Below are 15,961 nucleotides of genomic sequence, written 5' to 3' on the forward strand. Positions count from 1 at the left end.
GTACGGCTCGCAGGGACGCGAGCCGTACCGACGGCGTGGCGACGTCAGGTGACAGGCACTTCTTTGCCCCACTCTGGTGCCCGCTCGGTCGGCTGGTCACCCCATGACTTCACCAGCAGTTCCTCGACCTCACCCACAGGCACGGCGATGGCGACCAACCGTGTGGGAATGTCGACATCGGACCGCGGTACGTCGGTTCCCACGCACTGCCACAGCTTGTCGACGAGGACGCACGGCTGGCGGGGATAGTAGCGATCGCCCACCTTCAGGAACGCGAACACCCGTTGTGTGCGCTCGTTCGTCACAGTCACGTCGGCTCGGCCGATGAGGGGCGGCAGACCCTGCGACGGCGGCTTGGTCGGCTCAGCGGACGACGCGGAGCCCTCGGCGGCCGTTCCGGCGGACTCGGACTCGTCGGCCGAGACCAATACCCCTGACATGAATCCCAGGGCGAGCAAGACGACCACCGCCACCGTGATGGCGACCCAGATCCGCCGGGGAGGCACGCGGGAACCACGGTCGGCACCGGTGAGCCACCGTTGGAACCCGACCGCCGCCACGACATCCTCGGACACGGTCGCGACGCCGCGACCAACTGCTCTGGCCACTCGTTCGGAACGGCTCCGCTCGACGAGCCCGAGCGCCTTGGCAATCTGATCGACGAGATCAACGCCGAGCTACACCTACAGGAGGCGGCGTTGCAGCGAATACGCGCGGAAGCCGAGGAGAACGAACGCATCGCGTCGCTGCGCCAGGACCAGGCCGAGGCGGTCCGCACCTTCATCGCGGCGAAGATCGACACCGCCAACGAGAAGGCGGCGAAGCCTGAGCGGGGGCTCAGGTACTCCTGTTCCTGGCCGGCCTTGTGTTCTCGATCCCCCTCGGGATCGGCGTCGACTTCCTTTCCGACTCCATGTTCCGGTGACTCGCGACCACAACATTCGGTGCGGGCGAGTCAGGCGGCCAGGGCTGCCCAGATCCTCGCAGGGAGAAGCCCGGCCGCCTTCTCCAGGTCGATGGTGGGGTCGGTGAGCCAGCGACGGGACAGTTCCGCTACCGGGCCTATCAGGAGCATTTCCGTAAGTGGGTCTGGCAGGGGGATCACGGTGCCCGCCGCTACGTGGGGCGCCAGCCACTCCGCCATCCGTGCCATTCGGACTTTCTTCGTCTCCGCGATCAGCTCTTTGTAGGCCGGGAGGTAGGTGGCATAGGCCGACGCGTGGATGAAACGGGCCTTCGACGACTGGTCTACCACGAACGACAGGTAGGCCCTCACCACTGCTTCCACGCCTCTCCTGGCGGTTCTCGTCCTTGCGAGTTCCGCCACGAGGTGATCCAGCAGCTCTGCCATGCATTTCGCATACGAAGACGCTGCCAGGCCGTCGAAGTTGGTGAAGTGGTGGTACAGGCTACCCAGGCTGACGCCGCTTTCCGCCAGTACGGCCTGCACCGTGAACTCTCCCCGTTCGTGGGTTAGAAGTGCGGCTTCCAGCAGGCGCTTCCTCGTTTCCTCTCCTCTGCGTTGTTTAGTCGGCACCGGTCAGCTTCCTTGCCTGTTCCCACAGTCGCGATGAGAGTTCGGGATTCTCCGGTAAGGGTTCTTCCGCTGTCACGTTGAAGTAGCGGCCCGTCCCCTCAGCGGTCGCCAGATCGACTATCGGGGGCGCGGCCTCGGCCACTGGCGACCAGGTCTTTTTCAGTGCACGCAGCACCAGTCCCAGCGCACCGCCAGGATCACCCAGGTTGGTGCGGATCACGCCCGGGTGGATGGCATCGATCGTCACCTCCTGCCAGCGTTGGGCGAACTCCTTCACCATCAGCAGGTTCGCCTGTTTGGTGTGACAGTACGTGCGAAGCCGGTGGAAGTCCTTGCCCCACGGGGTCTTGCCGGGGTCCACGTCGCCTTTCACGTACAGGCCCGCGCTCACCTGCACGACTCGACGCAATCGAGGTTCCAGTGCCAGGTTCAGCTGGAACGGGGCCAGGTGGTTGACGGCGAACGACTCCTCGATGCCGTCCTCGTTGCGGCGCAGGCGGGTCGGCCATATGCCCGCGTTGTGGATCAGCACGTCGATGGTGGTGCCCGCCAGCGCCTCCGCCAGCTGGGCCACTGTTCGGCGGGACGACAGGTCGCCTCGTAGCCTCTCCACTCTTGGCGGCACTGGCGCCGTCGGGTCGCGCACCACCGCGATGACGTGGAAGTCCTCACGTGTCAACGATTCGCAGACCGCGTAGCCGATTCCCCGGTTGCCGCCCGTCACCACCGCTGTACGCATGCCACACACTAACTGTAGAGATATTCTAGAACAACCTTCTAGTTCATGACAGGTCACGCCGGTCCGCTAAATTGGCGCGTATGCGCGTGATCCACACTGAGACCGAGATCCACGCGGCGCCTGCCGCCGTGTGGGCGGTGCTGATCGACTTCGCCGCCTACCCGGAGTGGAACCCGTTCATCACCGACGCCGAGGGGAAGCTCGCGGTCGGCGAGACCCTGACGCTGCGGATGCTGCTCGGCGGGGAGAAGGAACAGACGTTCACCCCGGAGGTGCGTTCGGTGCGGGAGAACGCCGAGCTGCGGTGGCTCGGCGCGCTGCGCTGGTCGTGGCTGTTCAGCGGCGAGCACCGGTTCGCACTGTCCACGGTCGGTGACGGCACCCGGCTGGAGCAGAGCGAGGTGTTCCGCGGTGTGCTGGTCCCCCTGCTGCGCACGACGATCGACCAGACGGAGCGAGACTTCCGCACGCTCAACGCGGCGCTGAAGGAGCGAGTGGAGTCCGCCTGAGACCTTCTGCCCCTGAGCCAGCTCACTACTCGGCCGCTTCGAAGGTGTGAGTCGTCAGGAAGGCGGCTGTGCGCTCGTCCGCGGGAAGGTAGGTCTCGATCGCGATCTCGGCCAGGGTCATGTCGAACGCGGTGCCGAAGGTCGTGATGGTGTTGATGAACGTGAGGTCGACGCCGCGGTGGGTGATCTCGATCGGCAGTGCGATGTCGGTCGGCTCCGGCGGCTCGCCTGGTTCACCGTGGGTCAGCAGCTCCTCGTGGAGTGCGCGCAGCTCGGGGTCGCCAGTGCGGGCTGCCTGGCGAGCCAGACGCGGCAGCAGAAAGGCGCGGACCTGCGCGAGGTTGCGCAGGCGCGGCGCGAAGCCGTCCGGATGGAGGCCGAGCCGCATCATGTTGACCGGGGGTTCGAGGAGCGCGGGTGCGACGCCCGCGAAGAAGATCTCGGCGGACCGGTTGGCCTGCACGAGATACCAACGGTCGTCGACGGCCAGTGCGGGATGCGGCTCGTGTCCGGTGAGGACCCGGTCCAGCATCGCCTGTGCGGCAGCGGGCTCCTCGCGGTACGCCGGGGCGAAGCCGGCGGCCACGAGGAGAGCGTTTCGGTCGCGGAGCGGGACGTCGAGGTGGTCGGCCAGGTGGAGCACCATCGCACGGCTGGGCGCGGTCCGTCCGGTCTCGACGAAGCTCAGGTGACGAGTGGACACGCCGGCCTGGCTGGCGAGTTCGAGCTGGCTGAGGCGGCGCTGGTGCCGCCATTCGCGGAGGAGGGTGCCGACGTGCATGACACCAGTCTTACCTGGGAGGTAATCGACTCGCCGCCCGATCGGCTGCCACGGTGTGCGCCATGAACAACAAGGAGTTGATCGAGCGAGGCCTGAAGGAGTTCGCGTCGGGGAACGTCGAGGCGCTGCGGACGTTGCTGCACGAGGACTTCCTCGAACACAGCCCGGGCAACCCGTCCGGGAGGGACGAGTTCGTCGAGTTCCTCACGCGGTCGCCGCTGCTGGAGTCACGGATGACGGTGAAACGGATCGTCGCGGAGGGCCCCTACGTGATGGTCCACCACCACGCGACCCGCGCGGACGACGAACGCGGTGCGGCGGTGGTGGACATCTGGCGCCTCGAGGACGGTCTCATCGTCGAGCACTGGGACGTGGTCCAGCCCGTGCCCGACCCGGCGGCCGTGCCCAACGGGATGTTCTGACCGGATACCCGGGGTGAGTGGACGCCACCCACCCCGGGACCGAGGTCAGCTACAGCCGGACGTCGAGCCGCAGCCCTCGCAGACGTAGCACGAGCCCGCGGGCCGCATCTTGGTGCCACAGGTCATGCACAGCGGGGCGTCGGCGGCCTTGCCGAGGTGGAGCTCCAGCAGCTCGGTCGAGCTGTGGGCCTCCTTGATGTCCGGCTTCGCGGCCTCCACGGCGGGACGCGCGGGGCTCGCCGGGCTCGCCTCGACCGAGCCGCGCATGCCCTCCAGGTCCACGTCGCCGGACGGACCGTAGTCGTTGTTCAGCTGTGCGGAGCGCTCGTCGGCCGTGAAGATGCCCAGCTGGGCACGCTTCTCGTACGGGAGGTAGTCCAGGGCCAGCCTGCGGAACAGGTAGTCGAGGACACTCGTCGCGATGCGGACGTCCGGGTCGTCGGTCATACCGGCAGGCTCGAAGCGCAGGTTCTGGAACTTCGAGACGTAGAACTCCAGCGGGATGCCGTACTGCAGACCCACCGAGATGGACATGGAGAAGGCGTCCATCACGCCGGCCAGGGTCGAGCCCTGCTTGCCCAGCTTCACGAAGATCTCGCCGAGGCCGTCGTCCGGGTACGAGCCCGCGTGCAGGTAGCCCTCGGCACCGCCGACCGTGAAGGACACTGTCTGGGAGGGACGCTTCTTGGGCAGACGCTTGCGGACCGGCCGGTACTCGATGACCTTCTCCGGCTCCGCACCCCTGTTCGCGCCCTTGCCGGCGGACAGCGGCTGGCCGACCTTGCAGTTGTCGCGGTAGATGGCCAGTGCCTTGAGGCCCAGCTTCCAACCCTGGAAGTAGATCTCCTCGACGTCCTCGACGGTCGCCGACTCCGGCATGTTGACCGTCTTGGAGATGGCGCCCGAGATGAACGGCTGGACCGCGGCCATCATGCGGACGTGGCCCATCGGGGCGATCGACCGCTCGCCCATGGCGCAGTCGAACACCTCGTAGTGCTCGCGACGCAGGCCGGGGGCGTCGACGACGTGCCCCTGCTCCGCGATGTACTCGACGATCGCCTCGACCTGCTCGTCCTGGTAGCCGAGCGAGGTGAGCGCGCGCGGCACCGTCTGGTTGACGATCTGCATCGAGCCGCCGCCGACGAGCTTCTTGAACTTGACGAGCGCCAGGTCCGGCTCGATGCCGGTCGTGTCGCAGTCCATCATCAGGCCGATGGTTCCGGTCGGTGCCAGAACCGAGGCCTGCGCGTTGCGCCAGCCGTTCGCCGCGCCGATCCGCAGGCAGTCCTGCCACTCCTGCGTCGCACGGCGCTGCACCGCGGCGTCGTTCTTGTGGTAGGTGCGGATCAGGTCGTTGGCCGCGGCGTGCTTGCGCATGACCTTCTGGTGCGCGTCGGCGTTGCGGGCGTAGCCCTCGTACGCGCCGACGACGCCTGCCAGCTCGGCGGAGCGGCGGTAGGCGGTGCCGGTCATCAGCGAGCTGATGCCGGCGGCGAGCGCGCGACCACCCTCGGAGTCGTACGCGTGGCCGGTGGCCATGAGCAGCGCGCCGAGGTTGGCATAGCCGATGCCCAGCTGGCGGAACTTGCGCGTGGTGTCGCCGATCGGCTCGGTCGGGAAGTCCGCGAAGCAGATGGAGATGTCCATCGCGGTGATGACCAGCTCGACCGAGCGGGTGAACAGCTCGGAGTCGAACGTGCCGTCCTCGCGGAGGAACTTCATCAGGTTCAGCGACGCGAGGTTGCAGCTGGAGTTGTCCAGGTGCAGGTACTCACTGCACGGGTTGGACGCGGTGATCCGGCCGGACTCCGGGCAGGTGTGCCAGTCGTTGATCGTGTCGTCGTACTGGATGCCCGGGTCGGCGCAGTCCCACGCGGCCTTCGCCATCTTGCGGAACAGGTTCTTGGCCTCGATCTCCTCGATGACCTCGCCGGTGGTGCGGGCGCGGAGTCCGAAGGGGCCGTTCTGCTCGACGGCGTGCATGAAGTCGTCCGACACGCGGATCGAGTTGTTGGCGTTCTGGTACTGCACCGAGGTGATGTCGGCACCGCCGAGGTCCATGTCGAAGCCCGCGTCACGCAGGACGCGGATCTTCTCCTCCTCCTTGGCCTTGGTCTCGATGAACTCCTCGACGTCCGGGTGGTCGACGTCGAGCACGACCATCTTCGCGGCGCGACGGGTGGCGCCACCGGACTTGATCGTGCCTGCGGACGCGTCGGCGCCACGCATGAAGGAGACCGGGCCGGAGGCGGTGCCGCCCGAGGACAGCAACTCCTTGGACGAGCGGATGCGCGAGAGGTTGAGGCCCGCGCCGGAACCGCCCTTGAAGATGAGGCCTTCCTCGCGGTACCAGTTGAGGATCGAGTCCATCGTGTCGTCGACGGCCAGGATGAAGCAGGCGCTGACCTGCTGGGGAGAGCTGGTGCCGACGTTGAACCACACCGGGGAGTTGAAGCTGAACACCTGGTGCATGAGCATCCAGGTCAGCTCGTGCTCGAAGATCGTGGCGTCGTCCTGGGTGGCGAAGTAGCCGTGCTCGACGCCCGCGTCCACATAGGTCTTCACGACGCGGTCGATGAGCTGGCGCAGCGAGTGCTCGCGCACCGGCGTGCCGACGGCGCCGCGGAAGTACTTGCTGGTGACGATGTTCGTGGCGTTGACAGACCAGAACTCGGGGAACTCGACGCCCCGCTGCTCGAAGTTGACCGAGCCGTCGCGCCAGTTGGTCATCACCACGTCGCGGTGTTCCCAGGTGACCTCGTCGTACGGGTGCACACCCTCGGTGGTGAACACGCGCTCGACCGCGAGTCCCTTCTGTACCGCGGGTGCTGTCTCCTGATCGGTCCCCACCGTCTCCGTCATGGCCTCTCCCTCGTTACTCGCTCTTGTCGGTGTGGTCGCGTTCGCTCCCGTGTACGGACCAACCGCCCGCCGTGACCTTCTGCCAACCGCATAGCGCCGCGTGATACGGCTTCTACTCATTCGCTTCTTCGCTCTGCTCGACCGCCCTGCGCAGGCCGGCGATCTCCTTCTCGAAGTCCTCTATGGACGAGAACGACCGGTACACGCTGGCGAACCGCAGGTACGCGACCTCGTCCAGCTCACGGAGGGGGCCGAGGATCGCAAGACCCACCTCGTTGCTCGGCACCTCGGCGGCGCCGGTCGAGCGGATGGTGTCCTCGACCTTCTGCGCCAGCTGCTGGAGCGCGTCCTCGTCGACCGGGCGCCCCTGACAGGCACGCCGCACGCCGGAGACCACCTTCTCGCGGCTGAACGGCTCCGTCACACCGGACCGCTTGACGACCGCCAGGACCGCTTCCTCGACAGTCGTGAACCGCCGGCTGCACTTGGCGCAGGACCGCCTGCGCCGGATCACCTGTCCGTCGTCCACCTCACGCGAGTCGACGACCCGCGAGTCCGAATGCCGACAGAACGGACAGCGCATGGGTCACCCCTTCTGGTGATCAACTTGTGGACAACCGGTGGATAAGTCCACCCCCACCTGTGGATGAACTACAGCACTGTAACTACTAGATGTTGGGGTCGACGGTAGGCGCAGGCGCCACATGATGCAAGTCGAGACGGGCGCGACACGCGGGCGTGCTGCCCGGGGTGACGGACGCCACTACGGGTGAGGCCACTCCTTGAGTGCCACTTCCGGGTGACATCCGCAGACTCTCGACGCCCGGACGGAGAGCACCGAAGGACGGAGAGTAACGGACCAGCTGGGAGCCGCGGGGTCGGGGCGGCGGTCAGACCAGAGGTCCTGCAGAAGTGTTCGACTCACACCCGAAGGGCGTTCGACACGCCGGCCCGGCGACAGGGCGAACCCGGACCACCGGACAAGAAGCCAGACCAGAGAAGCAAACTCACGGAAGGCGCGTGTGGACAGTGGCCAGACCACTCCACAAGGGACTCAGCAGCAGAGCGTCAGCGAGAGAACGGCACGGTCAGGGGCTGTCCGGGGTGCACGGCACCGTCGACGCCGTTCAGCTCCCGGATCCGCTCGACGACGGCAGCGGCGTCCGAAGTCGGCGCCACCCGCCCGGCCAGTTCCCACAGGCTCTCACCGGGCAGCACCCGGACGACCTTCGTCTCCGAGGGCACCGACGGCCCGACCGACCCGGCCAACGCCCCGAGACCGAGCACGGCGGCACAGGCGACCGTGGCCAGCGCCAGGACGCAGACGACCGACAGCCGGGGCCCCTGCGGCGGGCAGTTGCGGCGCGCCAGCACCCGAGGTGCGCCTGCCACCCGGGCACGCGTCGGCGGGCGCCCGATGGCGCCCCTGCGGACCGCCTGCCCGGGTCGGGTGACCGGGATGGGCGCTTCGACCTGCGGCTTGTGTGTCACCACGCTCATGGGTAAACCTCCAGACCACTCTCGAACAACCGTACGAAGGGTCGAACAGTCGTTCGATCGAACCTCCGTGCGATTTTGTACCACGGAGCACCGACAAAAAACGAGACCTACACGGCGTGTCGTCGAACAGGTGTTTGATCTCCAGGTGACCTACGGATAACGTCGGTGACGAACACGAACATTCCGGCCGCCATGCACGGCGGACCGGCGCGCAGGGAGGCATACCGTGCCACGCAAACCAGGCGGAATACCGAAGGGCGTTCCCAAGAGGAAGCCGTTGCGGGGCAACCTACGCAGTTTCCCCGACGTCGCGCAAGCTGACGCGGAGGAGCTCCCGATCCGCCAGAAGGAGGTTCTGGAGGTCATCCGCACCTGGGTGGAGCGTTTCGGCTACCCGCCCAGCGTCCGAGAGATCGGTGAGGCGGTCGGCCTCACGTCCACCTCCTCGGTCGCCTACCAGCTACGAGCGCTGGAACAGAAGGGCTATCTGCGGCGGGACCCGAACCGGCCACGCGCCATCGGGGTGCTGCCCCCGGACGTGGACCCGTCCACCGTCACGGCCACCGCGACACTGGAGGCGCCTCCAGCGAGCCGTTACCCGTCAGTGGACGTCCCGGTACTGGGCCGGATCGCCGCGGGTGGGCCGATCCTCGCCGAGGAGGCCGTCGAGGACGTCTTCCCGCTGCCGAGGGAGATCGTCGGTGAAGGCTCGCTGTTCCTGCTGCGGGTCGCCGGTGACTCGATGGTGGACGCGGCGATCACCGACGGCGACTGGGTCGCGGTACGGCAGCAGCCGACGGCGGACAACGGCGAGATCGTCGCCGCGATGATCGAGGGCGAGGCGACGGTCAAGACGTTCAAGCGCAAGGACGGCCACGTCTGGCTGATGCCCCACAACGAGGCGTACGAACCGATTCCCGGTGACGACGCCACGATTCTGGGCAAAGTCGTGGCTGTATTGCGCAGGCTCTAGAAAGCGCGGCGGCGACCGTGGACCACGCAGCCTCCCCCACGGTCGCCGCTCGTTTTCGTCAATTCGTCCTCCGCCTGCGCATCGAGCGGAACAGCAAATAGATCACCCCGATGACGGCAACCGTCACGGCCGCGGCGGGGATGGCGGCCAGCCCTTCCTTCTCCTCCTGCTTGCCGGAGACCTTCGACGCCGACCGCGATTTCGTCACATCGGGCGGCGGCTCGGGTGCCACCAGCGCCGCCGCGCCCGCGACCACGTTCATGGACTGCGCGGCGTTCTCCCGGCCCGACTCCGACCCGGACACCAGTGACCCGTCCGGCTGGAACGCGATGGCCTCGCCCTGCGGCTCGTTCGGCAGCGGCACCCGCACCGGCTTCTCCTCGAGCGCCGCCACCACGTCGCCGTCACGCATCGGGAACACGTACGCGTCGGTGTAGGTGCGCAACGCGATGGCCGTGCCGTCCGCACTGGTCGAAGCTCCGGTCACCACCACGGAACCCACCACGCCCGGCACCGGTCCGCCCGGCGTGTCCGTGCTTCTCAACCGCACCGAGACAACATGTGTGAGCGGTGTCGGCCCCGGTGAGGCCAGCGGCCCGGCCGGGCGGTAGACGTCCGCGGTGCCGAGCGGGTTCTTGGTGATCACGTACGGCACGCCCGCGGGATCGAGCAGCAGTGCCTCGGCGTCGTGTCTGCCGTCCGGGTAGGTGAGCCGGTGGATGGCGGCCTCGCCCGCGGGGGTCAGTGAGATCAACGCTATGGTGTCGCGGTCCTCGTCGTTGTCGCCGGTGTCGGAGAGCCAGAACGTCCCGTCCGCGCCACGGGCGAGGTCCTCGACGTCGTACGGGTCGACCGCGCCGGTGATCGAGTCCTGCACCTGGCAGTCCTTGCCGAGCACCCAGACCTTCGCGGACGTGCCGCCGTCGGTGATGGCGTACCAGTGCTGGTCGTCCGCGACGAGACCCGACAGCTCGGCGAGCCGGGGATCGGTGACAGTGCAGGCGGGGACGGCCGCCGGTACCGGGTCGGCCGATGCCGGGGCTGCGAACAACAGCCCCAGCATGACGACGAGCATGACCGACCGCACCCGCACACCTCCCGTGGATCCCACCGGGAACCCACGTTATCGGAGGTTACAGAGACGTGCCGTTGACGATGAAGCTCTCCAGAACACCGGCGAGGTCCGGCTTGACCTTGGCGGTCAGCTGGGTGCCGTGCTCGGTGTGCCGCTCGGCGAGGACCTCGCCGTCGCGGTGCACCCTGGCCACGAGCTCGCCCCGCGCGTACGGCACGAGCACGTCCAGCTCGACCTCCGGACGCGGCAGCAGCTCGGCCAGCCGCTCGCGCAGCTCCTCGATCCCGAGACCCGAGTGCGCCGACACGAACACCGCACGCGGCAACAGGTGCCGCAGTCGGGTCAGGGCCAGCTCGTCCATGGCGTCGGTCTTGTTGACCACGACCAGCTCGGTCGGCAGTGCCTCGTCACGCCGCTCGGCGATCTCGCCGAGCACCTCGCGGACGGCCTCGACCTGCCACTCCGGGTTCGGGTCGGCGCCGTCGACCACGTGCACGATCAGGTCGGAGTCGGCGACCTCGTCCAGTGTGGAACGGAAGGCCTCGACCAGCTGGTGCGGCAGGTGCCGCACGAACCCGACCGTGTCGGTCAGCGTGTAGACGTTCCCGTCCGGCGTGGTGGTCCGGCGCGTCGTGGCGTCCAGGGTGGCGAACAGCGCGTCCTCCACCAGTACGCCCGCACCGGTCAGCGCGTTGAGCAGGCTCGACTTGCCCGCGTTGGTGTACCCGGCGATCGCGACGCTCGGCACGAGGTTGGCCCGCCGCTGGCTCCGCTTGGTCTCCCGCACGGTGCCCATGGCGGTGATCTCCTTGCGCAGCTTGGAGATCTTGTGCCGGATGCGCCGCCGGTCGGTCTCCAGCTTCGTCTCACCGGGACCACGCAGACCCACGCCGCCGTTGCCGCCACCCGCGCGGCCACCGGCCTGCCGGGACAGCGCCTCACCCCAACCACGCAGGCGTGGCAGGAAGTACTGGAGCTGGGCCAGCTCGACCTGGGCCTTGCCCTCCCGGGACCGCGCGTGCTGCGCGAAGATGTCCAGGATCAGCGCGGTCCGGTCGATGACCTTGACCTTGAGCTTCGCCTCCAGCTGGCGCAGCTGCGACGGCGAGAGCTCACCGTCGCAGATGACCGTGTCGGCGCCGGTCGCCTCGACCACCCCGGACAGCTCCAGAACCTTGCCGGAGCCGATGTAGGTGGCCGGGTCGGGCCGCTCACGTCGCTGTACGAGCCCTTCGAGGACTTCCGAGCCCGCGGTCTCGGCGAGCCTGGCCAGCTCGGCCAGGGACGCGTCGGACTGCGCCGCGGTGCCCTCGGTCCACACGCCGACGAGGATGACCTTCTCGAGCCGGAGCCGTCGGTACTCGACCTCGGTGATGTCCGAAAGTTCGGTGGACAGTCCCGCGATGCGCCGGAGCGCGGCGCGGTCGGAGAGGTCGAGTTCACCAACAGAGAGCTCAGCCAGGTCAGTCAACCGGTCGTCTTCGTCGGCTTGCTGATGATTGAGATTCTCTGTCACTCGGTGTAACCCTCCCTGGTCCGGTTGGTCGCTGTCTGACACCCATGCTCCCACGGTTCAGCGCCCGGATCGAGTGGGTTATTCCGAAAGCCGGTCCCACCAGGCCTGGTCGAGCTCGCCACGCGCCGTGAACACCGCTGGTCCGGCCAGTGTCGAGCCACCCGGCTCGACGGTCACCCGCACCCGGCCGCCCGGCACGTCGACCGTGGCCGCGCCGTGCTGCGCACCCCGGCCGAACAGCACGCCGGTGACCGCCGCGACGGTTCCGGTGCCACACGACCGGGTCTCGCCGACGCCTCGTTCGTGTACTCGCATGCGCAGCCGGTCGGGTGCCTCGATGACCACGAACTCGATGTTCACACCTTCGGGGAACGCTTCCGGGTCGTACCAGGGCTGGACGGACAGGTCGAGCGACGCGAGCCGGTGGGCGTTCTCCACGACGCACACCAGGTGCGGGTTGCCGACGTTGACGGCGACACCGGCGAACGTGGCGCCCGCGACCGTGGCCAGCGAGGTCCCGGTGACGCTGACCTTGCCCATCTCGACCGTGATGTCGTCCGCGACGGTCACGTGCCGGACACCCGCACGGGTGCCGATGGTGAACTCGGGCTCGGTGACCAGGCCGGCGTCCACGAGGTAGCGGGCGAACACACGCACGCCGTTGCCGCACATCTCCGCGACAGAGCCGTCACCGTTGCGGTAGTCCATGAACCAGAGGCCGTCCTCAGCGCCGTCGACGGCCTTCGACGGCACGACCCGCAGCACGCCGTCGGCACCGAGGCCCGCGCGGCGGTCGCAGAGCACGCGAACACGCGCGGGCGTCAGGTCGAGCGTCGCGTACAGGTCGGGCAGCAGCACGAAGTCGTTCTGCGTGCCGTGGCCCTTGAGGAACGGAATGCCCATTTCAACAGGCTAGCGCCGCGGCCACGAGGTCGGTCCTGGTGGCGTCCAGCCAGTGGATCCGCTGGTCGCGCCGGAACCACGACCGCTGGCGGCGCACGAACCGGCGCGTGGCCTGCGCGGTGGCCGCCGCCGCGGCGGCCATGTCGTGGTCGGCGTCCAGCTCGTCGAGAACCTGCTGGTAGCCCAGTGCCCTCGACGCGGTGCGGCCGGTCCGCAGGCCCTCCTTCTCCAGCCGCGCCACCTCGTCGACGAGGCCGTGGTCGAACATCCGGGTGACCCGCACGTCGACGCGCCGGTCCAGCTCCTCGGTGGCGAGGTCGAGGCCGATCTGGCGGGTGTCGTAACGCGTCGGGCCCGGCCGGGGCATGGTCGCGGAGAACGGGCGGCCGGTCAGCTCGATGACCTCGAGTGCACGCACGATGCGGCGGCCGTTGGTGGGCAGGATCGCCGCCGCCGCGGTCGGGTCGAGCCTCGTGAGCCGCTCGTACAGCGGCGCGATGCCCGCCGAGGCCAGCTCCCGCTCGAGCCTCGTGCGGATGTCCTGGTCGGTGCCGGGGAAGTCCAGCTCGTCGAGCACCGCACGCACGTACAGCCCGGAGCCACCGACCAGGATCGGCACGCGGCCCTGGTCCATGAGCCGTTCCACGGTCGCCCGTGCGTCGCGCTGGTAGGCGGCGACGGACGCGGTCTCGGTGACGTCCAGGACGTCGAGCAGGTGGTGCGGCACCCCGCGGCGCTCGTCCGGCGTGACCTTGGCGGTCCCGATGTCCATGCCGCGGTAGAGCTGCATGGCGTCGGCGTTGATCACTTCGCCGCCCAGCTCCTCGGCCAGGGCGACGGCCAGCGCGGACTTGCCGGTGGCGGTCGGGCCGACGATCGCGATCGGCCTCATGGCGTCGGGTCCAGCACGGCGAGATGGTAGGCCACGCCGAAGGGGACCATGAGCCGCGCGTCGCCCGTCCAGCGGCGTCGACCCATGGCGCCCGCGAGCACCTGCCACGGCGCGCGGCCCTCAGCGCCCAGCTCGTCGGCGAGCTTCGGGTCGAGCGCCCGGAGTGCTTCGGCGTCGGCGGCCGCGAGCGCCTCGTGGACGGCGTCGTCGAACGGGCCCGCGCGGTCGTCGGGTCGACCGGGCGCGCGGTCGCCGTGGCGGTGCGAGCCGTCGCCGACCACGAGCAGACCGACCGGCGCCGGGTCGCCCGCGATGCGTTCGCCCAGCGCGTAACAGTCCTCCGGCGGCAGATCGGCGGGCACGAGGTGGACTGTGACCTCGTCGGCAAGTACTTGCTGCCGCAACCATCCCGCCACGAGGGCAGGCAACGGCATCACCGGGTCCGGGACACCCCGCGCGGCGTCGCTCATCCGGACCACGACGTCAACCCCGAAGCCCGCGAACGTGCCTGCGGCGTCCGGGCCGACCACCCCCTCCTGGCCGGCCCCCACGGCGACCCAGCGCGAAGCCGCGCTGGTCAGGCGGGTGGCGACGGCCAGACAGGCAGTACGGACGGCGGTCGCGTCGTCGTCGCCACCCCCGACGAGCTCCGGCACCAGCAGGGGTGGGTGCGCGACCACGGCAGCACGGACGATCACGGCTCCCGAGGCTACCCATTCACCCAAGGATGTGAACTCTCCGGGCTCGGGGCGTCACCCTCTGCTGCCAGTGTTAATGCTGGAGTACCGGGGCGCGGCGTGACCTGTTTGAATGCGCGCGTGCGCCGCGCGACTTCTCGCGTGCGACGCGGACGAGTGCCAGGCCCCGTGAGAGCGGGGCGCCCGCGGTGACGCGGGCACGCCAGCGGGAGGAACGGGCCATGCCGGACACGGAAAACAACACGACCACGGACGAATCGGCCGCCCCTGCGCCGTTGCCCTCCGCGCCATCTCCCACGGCCCCACCGGTCCCGGTGGCGTCGTCCCACCCGGAGAAGTGGGGCCGGGTCGACGCGGACGGGACCGTGTTCGTGAAGACGGCGGACGGGGACCGCGCGATCGGGTCGTGGCAGGCGGGTGAGCCTGCCGAGGGGCTCGCGCACTACGCGCGCCGCTTCGACGACGTACGCACCGAGGTCGAGCTGCTGGAGGCCAGGCTCAAGGCCGGCTCCGGCGATCCCAAGCACAGCCTCACCAGTGCGAAGCACATCAAGGAGAGCCTGACCGACGCCGCGCTCGTGGGCGACCTCGAGGCTCTGCAGGCGCGGGTCGACCACGTGATGGGGCGTGCGCAGGAGGCCGTCGAGTCGGTCAAGCACGCGCGCGACGAGGCCCGCCAGGCCGCGACCGGGCGCAAGCAGGAGCTGGTGGAGGAGGTCGAGCAGATCGCGGAGTCGTCGACGCAGTGGAAGGCGGCGGGTGACCGGCTGCGGACGATCCTCGACGAGTGGAAGACCATCAAGGGGGTCGACCGCAAGACCGACGACGCGTTGTGGAAGCGGTTCTCCAAGGCCCGTGACACGTTCAACCGGCGGCGGGGCTCGCACTTCGCGGACCTGGACCGTCAGCGGGCGACGGCCAAGGAGCGCAAGCAGGAGCTGGTGCGCCAGGCCGAGGAGCTGTCGGACTCCGACGACTGGGGCGGCACGGCGGCGGCCTACCGCGACCTGATGACGGAGTGGAAGGCGGCGGGCCGGGCGCCCAAGGAGGCCGACGACTCGCTGTGGCAGCAGTTCCGTGCCGCGCAGGACAAGTTCTTCTCGCGCCGGTCGTCGGTGTTCGACGAGCGGGACGCGGAGCTGGTGGAGAACGGCAAGGCCAAGGAGGCGTTGCTGGCCGAGGCGGAGAAGATCAACCCCGCTGGCGACCTGGACGCCGCCAGGGCCCAGCTGCACCGGATCCAGGAGCGGTGGGAGGTCATCGGCAAGGTCCCGCGTGACCGGATCCGTGAGCTGGAGGGCAGGCTGCGGTCGATCGAGGAGAAGGTCCGCCAGGCGGCCGACGCCCAGTGGCGCCGGACCGACCCGGAGGCCGAGGCCAGGGCGGCGCAGTTCCGCGAGCGGGTCGAGCAGTTCGAGGCCCAGGCGGCCAAGGCACGCGCCGCGGGCGACAAGCGCCGGGCGGAGCAGGCCGAGGCCCAGGCCGCACAGTGGCGCGAGTGGCTCGCGGCGGCCGAGAACGCGGTCGCCAGCCGCTGAGGTTCTGTCGACGACA

The 15,961-nt window shown here is 69.0% G+C and carries 16 protein-coding genes; 4 read left to right on the forward strand and 12 right to left on the reverse strand.

Going from position 1 to position 15,961, the window contains the following annotated elements; all coding sequences use genetic code 11:
* Positions 1-44: 44 nt before the first annotated feature.
* The 3 genes from CLV71_RS40700 to CLV71_RS40710 all read right to left on the reverse strand — a co-directional run bounded on the left by CLV71_RS40700 (position 45) and on the right by CLV71_RS40710 (position 2,261).
* Positions 45-560: a hypothetical protein gene (locus CLV71_RS40700; RefSeq protein WP_133908290.1), complete on the reverse strand. Its 516-nt coding sequence runs from the start codon at positions 558-560 to the stop codon at positions 45-47.
* Positions 561-955: 395 nt separating this feature from the next.
* Positions 956-1,537, reverse strand: a complete 582-nt coding sequence (locus CLV71_RS40705) for a TetR/AcrR family transcriptional regulator (RefSeq protein ID WP_133908291.1) — start codon at positions 1,535-1,537, stop codon at positions 956-958.
* Complete coding sequence (locus CLV71_RS40710) at positions 1,527-2,261, reverse strand: SDR family NAD(P)-dependent oxidoreductase (protein ID WP_208297986.1); 735 nt, start codon at positions 2,259-2,261, stop codon at positions 1,527-1,529. The genes CLV71_RS40705 and CLV71_RS40710 overlap by 11 nt, the downstream gene beginning before the upstream one ends.
* Before the next feature lie 95 nt (positions 2,262-2,356).
* Between CLV71_RS40710 and CLV71_RS40715 the strand changes: the two genes are divergently transcribed.
* Positions 2,357-2,785, forward strand: coding sequence for an SRPBCC domain-containing protein (locus CLV71_RS40715; protein WP_133908292.1), 429 nt, complete (start codon positions 2,357-2,359; stop codon positions 2,783-2,785).
* Positions 2,786-2,810: 25 nt separating this feature from the next.
* Here CLV71_RS40715 and CLV71_RS40720 read toward each other — a convergent pair whose 3' ends face one another.
* Positions 2,811-3,566: a helix-turn-helix domain-containing protein gene (locus CLV71_RS40720; RefSeq protein WP_133908293.1), complete on the reverse strand. Its 756-nt coding sequence runs from the start codon at positions 3,564-3,566 to the stop codon at positions 2,811-2,813.
* A 62-nt stretch (positions 3,567-3,628) separates the two neighbouring features.
* On the opposite strand from CLV71_RS40720, the gene CLV71_RS40725 reads away from it, so the two are divergent.
* Positions 3,629-3,988: a nuclear transport factor 2 family protein gene (locus tag CLV71_RS40725; RefSeq protein WP_133908294.1), complete on the forward strand. Its 360-nt coding sequence runs from the start codon at positions 3,629-3,631 to the stop codon at positions 3,986-3,988.
* A gap of 45 nt (positions 3,989-4,033) precedes the next feature.
* On the opposite strand, the gene CLV71_RS40730 is transcribed toward CLV71_RS40725, so the two are convergent.
* From CLV71_RS40730 to CLV71_RS40740, 3 genes are all read right to left on the reverse strand, one after another.
* Positions 4,034-6,850, reverse strand: coding sequence for a vitamin B12-dependent ribonucleotide reductase (locus CLV71_RS40730; RefSeq protein WP_133908295.1), 2,817 nt, complete (start codon positions 6,848-6,850; stop codon positions 4,034-4,036).
* 112 nt (positions 6,851-6,962) lie between these two features.
* Positions 6,963-7,433: a transcriptional regulator NrdR gene (gene nrdR / locus CLV71_RS40735; RefSeq protein ID WP_133908296.1), complete on the reverse strand. Its 471-nt coding sequence runs from the start codon at positions 7,431-7,433 to the stop codon at positions 6,963-6,965.
* Positions 7,434-7,918: 485 nt separating this feature from the next.
* On the reverse strand, positions 7,919-8,350 hold the full coding sequence (locus tag CLV71_RS40740) for a LysM peptidoglycan-binding domain-containing protein (protein WP_133908297.1): 432 nt from the start codon (positions 8,348-8,350) through the stop codon (positions 7,919-7,921).
* Between the two features lie 277 nt (positions 8,351-8,627).
* On the opposite strand from CLV71_RS40740, the gene lexA reads away from it, so the two are divergent.
* A complete protein-coding gene (lexA, locus tag CLV71_RS40745) occupies positions 8,628-9,323 on the forward strand; it encodes a transcriptional repressor LexA (RefSeq protein WP_208297990.1) in 696 nt (231 codons plus the stop codon).
* Between the two features lie 58 nt (positions 9,324-9,381).
* Here lexA and CLV71_RS40750 read toward each other — a convergent pair whose 3' ends face one another.
* The 5 genes from CLV71_RS40750 to CLV71_RS40770 form a co-directional block, all read right to left on the reverse strand.
* Entirely contained in the window at positions 9,382-10,410 is a 1,029-nt protein-coding gene (locus CLV71_RS40750; protein ID WP_424923951.1) for an SdiA-regulated/phytase-like domain-containing protein, read from the reverse strand.
* 46 nt (positions 10,411-10,456) lie between these two features.
* The gene (gene hflX, locus CLV71_RS40755; protein WP_243867268.1) at positions 10,457-11,869 is read right to left on the reverse strand and encodes a GTPase HflX; all 1,413 of its coding nucleotides are present in this window, start codon (positions 11,867-11,869) and stop codon (positions 10,457-10,459) included.
* Positions 11,870-11,992: 123 nt separating this feature from the next.
* On the reverse strand, positions 11,993-12,817 hold the full coding sequence (gene dapF, locus CLV71_RS40760; protein WP_133908299.1) for a diaminopimelate epimerase: 825 nt from the start codon (positions 12,815-12,817) through the stop codon (positions 11,993-11,995).
* Position 12,818: 1 nt separating this feature from the next.
* Positions 12,819-13,709, reverse strand: coding sequence for a tRNA (adenosine(37)-N6)-dimethylallyltransferase MiaA (miaA, locus tag CLV71_RS40765; RefSeq protein ID WP_133908300.1), 891 nt, complete (start codon positions 13,707-13,709; stop codon positions 12,819-12,821).
* Positions 13,706-14,407: a class III extradiol ring-cleavage dioxygenase family protein gene (locus CLV71_RS40770; RefSeq protein ID WP_133908301.1), complete on the reverse strand. Its 702-nt coding sequence runs from the start codon at positions 14,405-14,407 to the stop codon at positions 13,706-13,708. Before CLV71_RS40770 ends, miaA begins: the two co-directional genes overlap by 4 nt.
* A gap of 221 nt (positions 14,408-14,628) precedes the next feature.
* Between CLV71_RS40770 and CLV71_RS40775 the strand changes: the two genes are divergently transcribed.
* Positions 14,629-15,945: a DUF349 domain-containing protein gene (locus CLV71_RS40775; protein ID WP_133908302.1), complete on the forward strand. Its 1,317-nt coding sequence runs from the start codon at positions 14,629-14,631 to the stop codon at positions 15,943-15,945.
* The last annotated feature ends 16 nt before the right edge of the window (positions 15,946-15,961 follow it).

Source organism: Actinophytocola oryzae (assembly GCF_004364325.1).
Classification (GTDB): domain Bacteria; phylum Actinomycetota; class Actinomycetes; order Mycobacteriales; family Pseudonocardiaceae; genus Actinophytocola; species Actinophytocola oryzae.

What these genes read in the sequence shown, in the direction of transcription:
- miaA (WP_133908300.1), bottom strand. Translation starts at nt 13,709, where the DNA reads ATGAGGCCGATCGCGATCGTCGGCCCGACCGCCACCGGCAAGTCCGCG.
- CLV71_RS40725 (WP_133908294.1), top strand. Translation starts at nt 3,629, where the DNA reads ATGAACAACAAGGAGTTGATCGAGCGAGGCCTGAAGGAGTTCGCGTCG.
- dapF (WP_133908299.1), bottom strand. Translation starts at nt 12,817, where the DNA reads ATGGGCATTCCGTTCCTCAAGGGCCACGGCACGCAGAACGACTTCGTG.
- CLV71_RS40740 (WP_133908297.1), bottom strand. Translation starts at nt 8,350, where the DNA reads ATGAGCGTGGTGACACACAAGCCGCAGGTCGAAGCGCCCATCCCGGTC.
- CLV71_RS40720 (WP_133908293.1), bottom strand. Translation starts at nt 3,566, where the DNA reads ATGCACGTCGGCACCCTCCTCCGCGAATGGCGGCACCAGCGCCGCCTC.
- CLV71_RS40730 (WP_133908295.1), bottom strand. Translation starts at nt 6,850, where the DNA reads ATGACGGAGACGGTGGGGACCGATCAGGAGACAGCACCCGCGGTACAG.
- nrdR (WP_133908296.1), bottom strand. Translation starts at nt 7,433, where the DNA reads ATGCGCTGTCCGTTCTGTCGGCATTCGGACTCGCGGGTCGTCGACTCG.
- CLV71_RS40715 (WP_133908292.1), top strand. Translation starts at nt 2,357, where the DNA reads ATGCGCGTGATCCACACTGAGACCGAGATCCACGCGGCGCCTGCCGCC.
- CLV71_RS40775 (WP_133908302.1), top strand. Translation starts at nt 14,629, where the DNA reads ATGCCGGACACGGAAAACAACACGACCACGGACGAATCGGCCGCCCCT.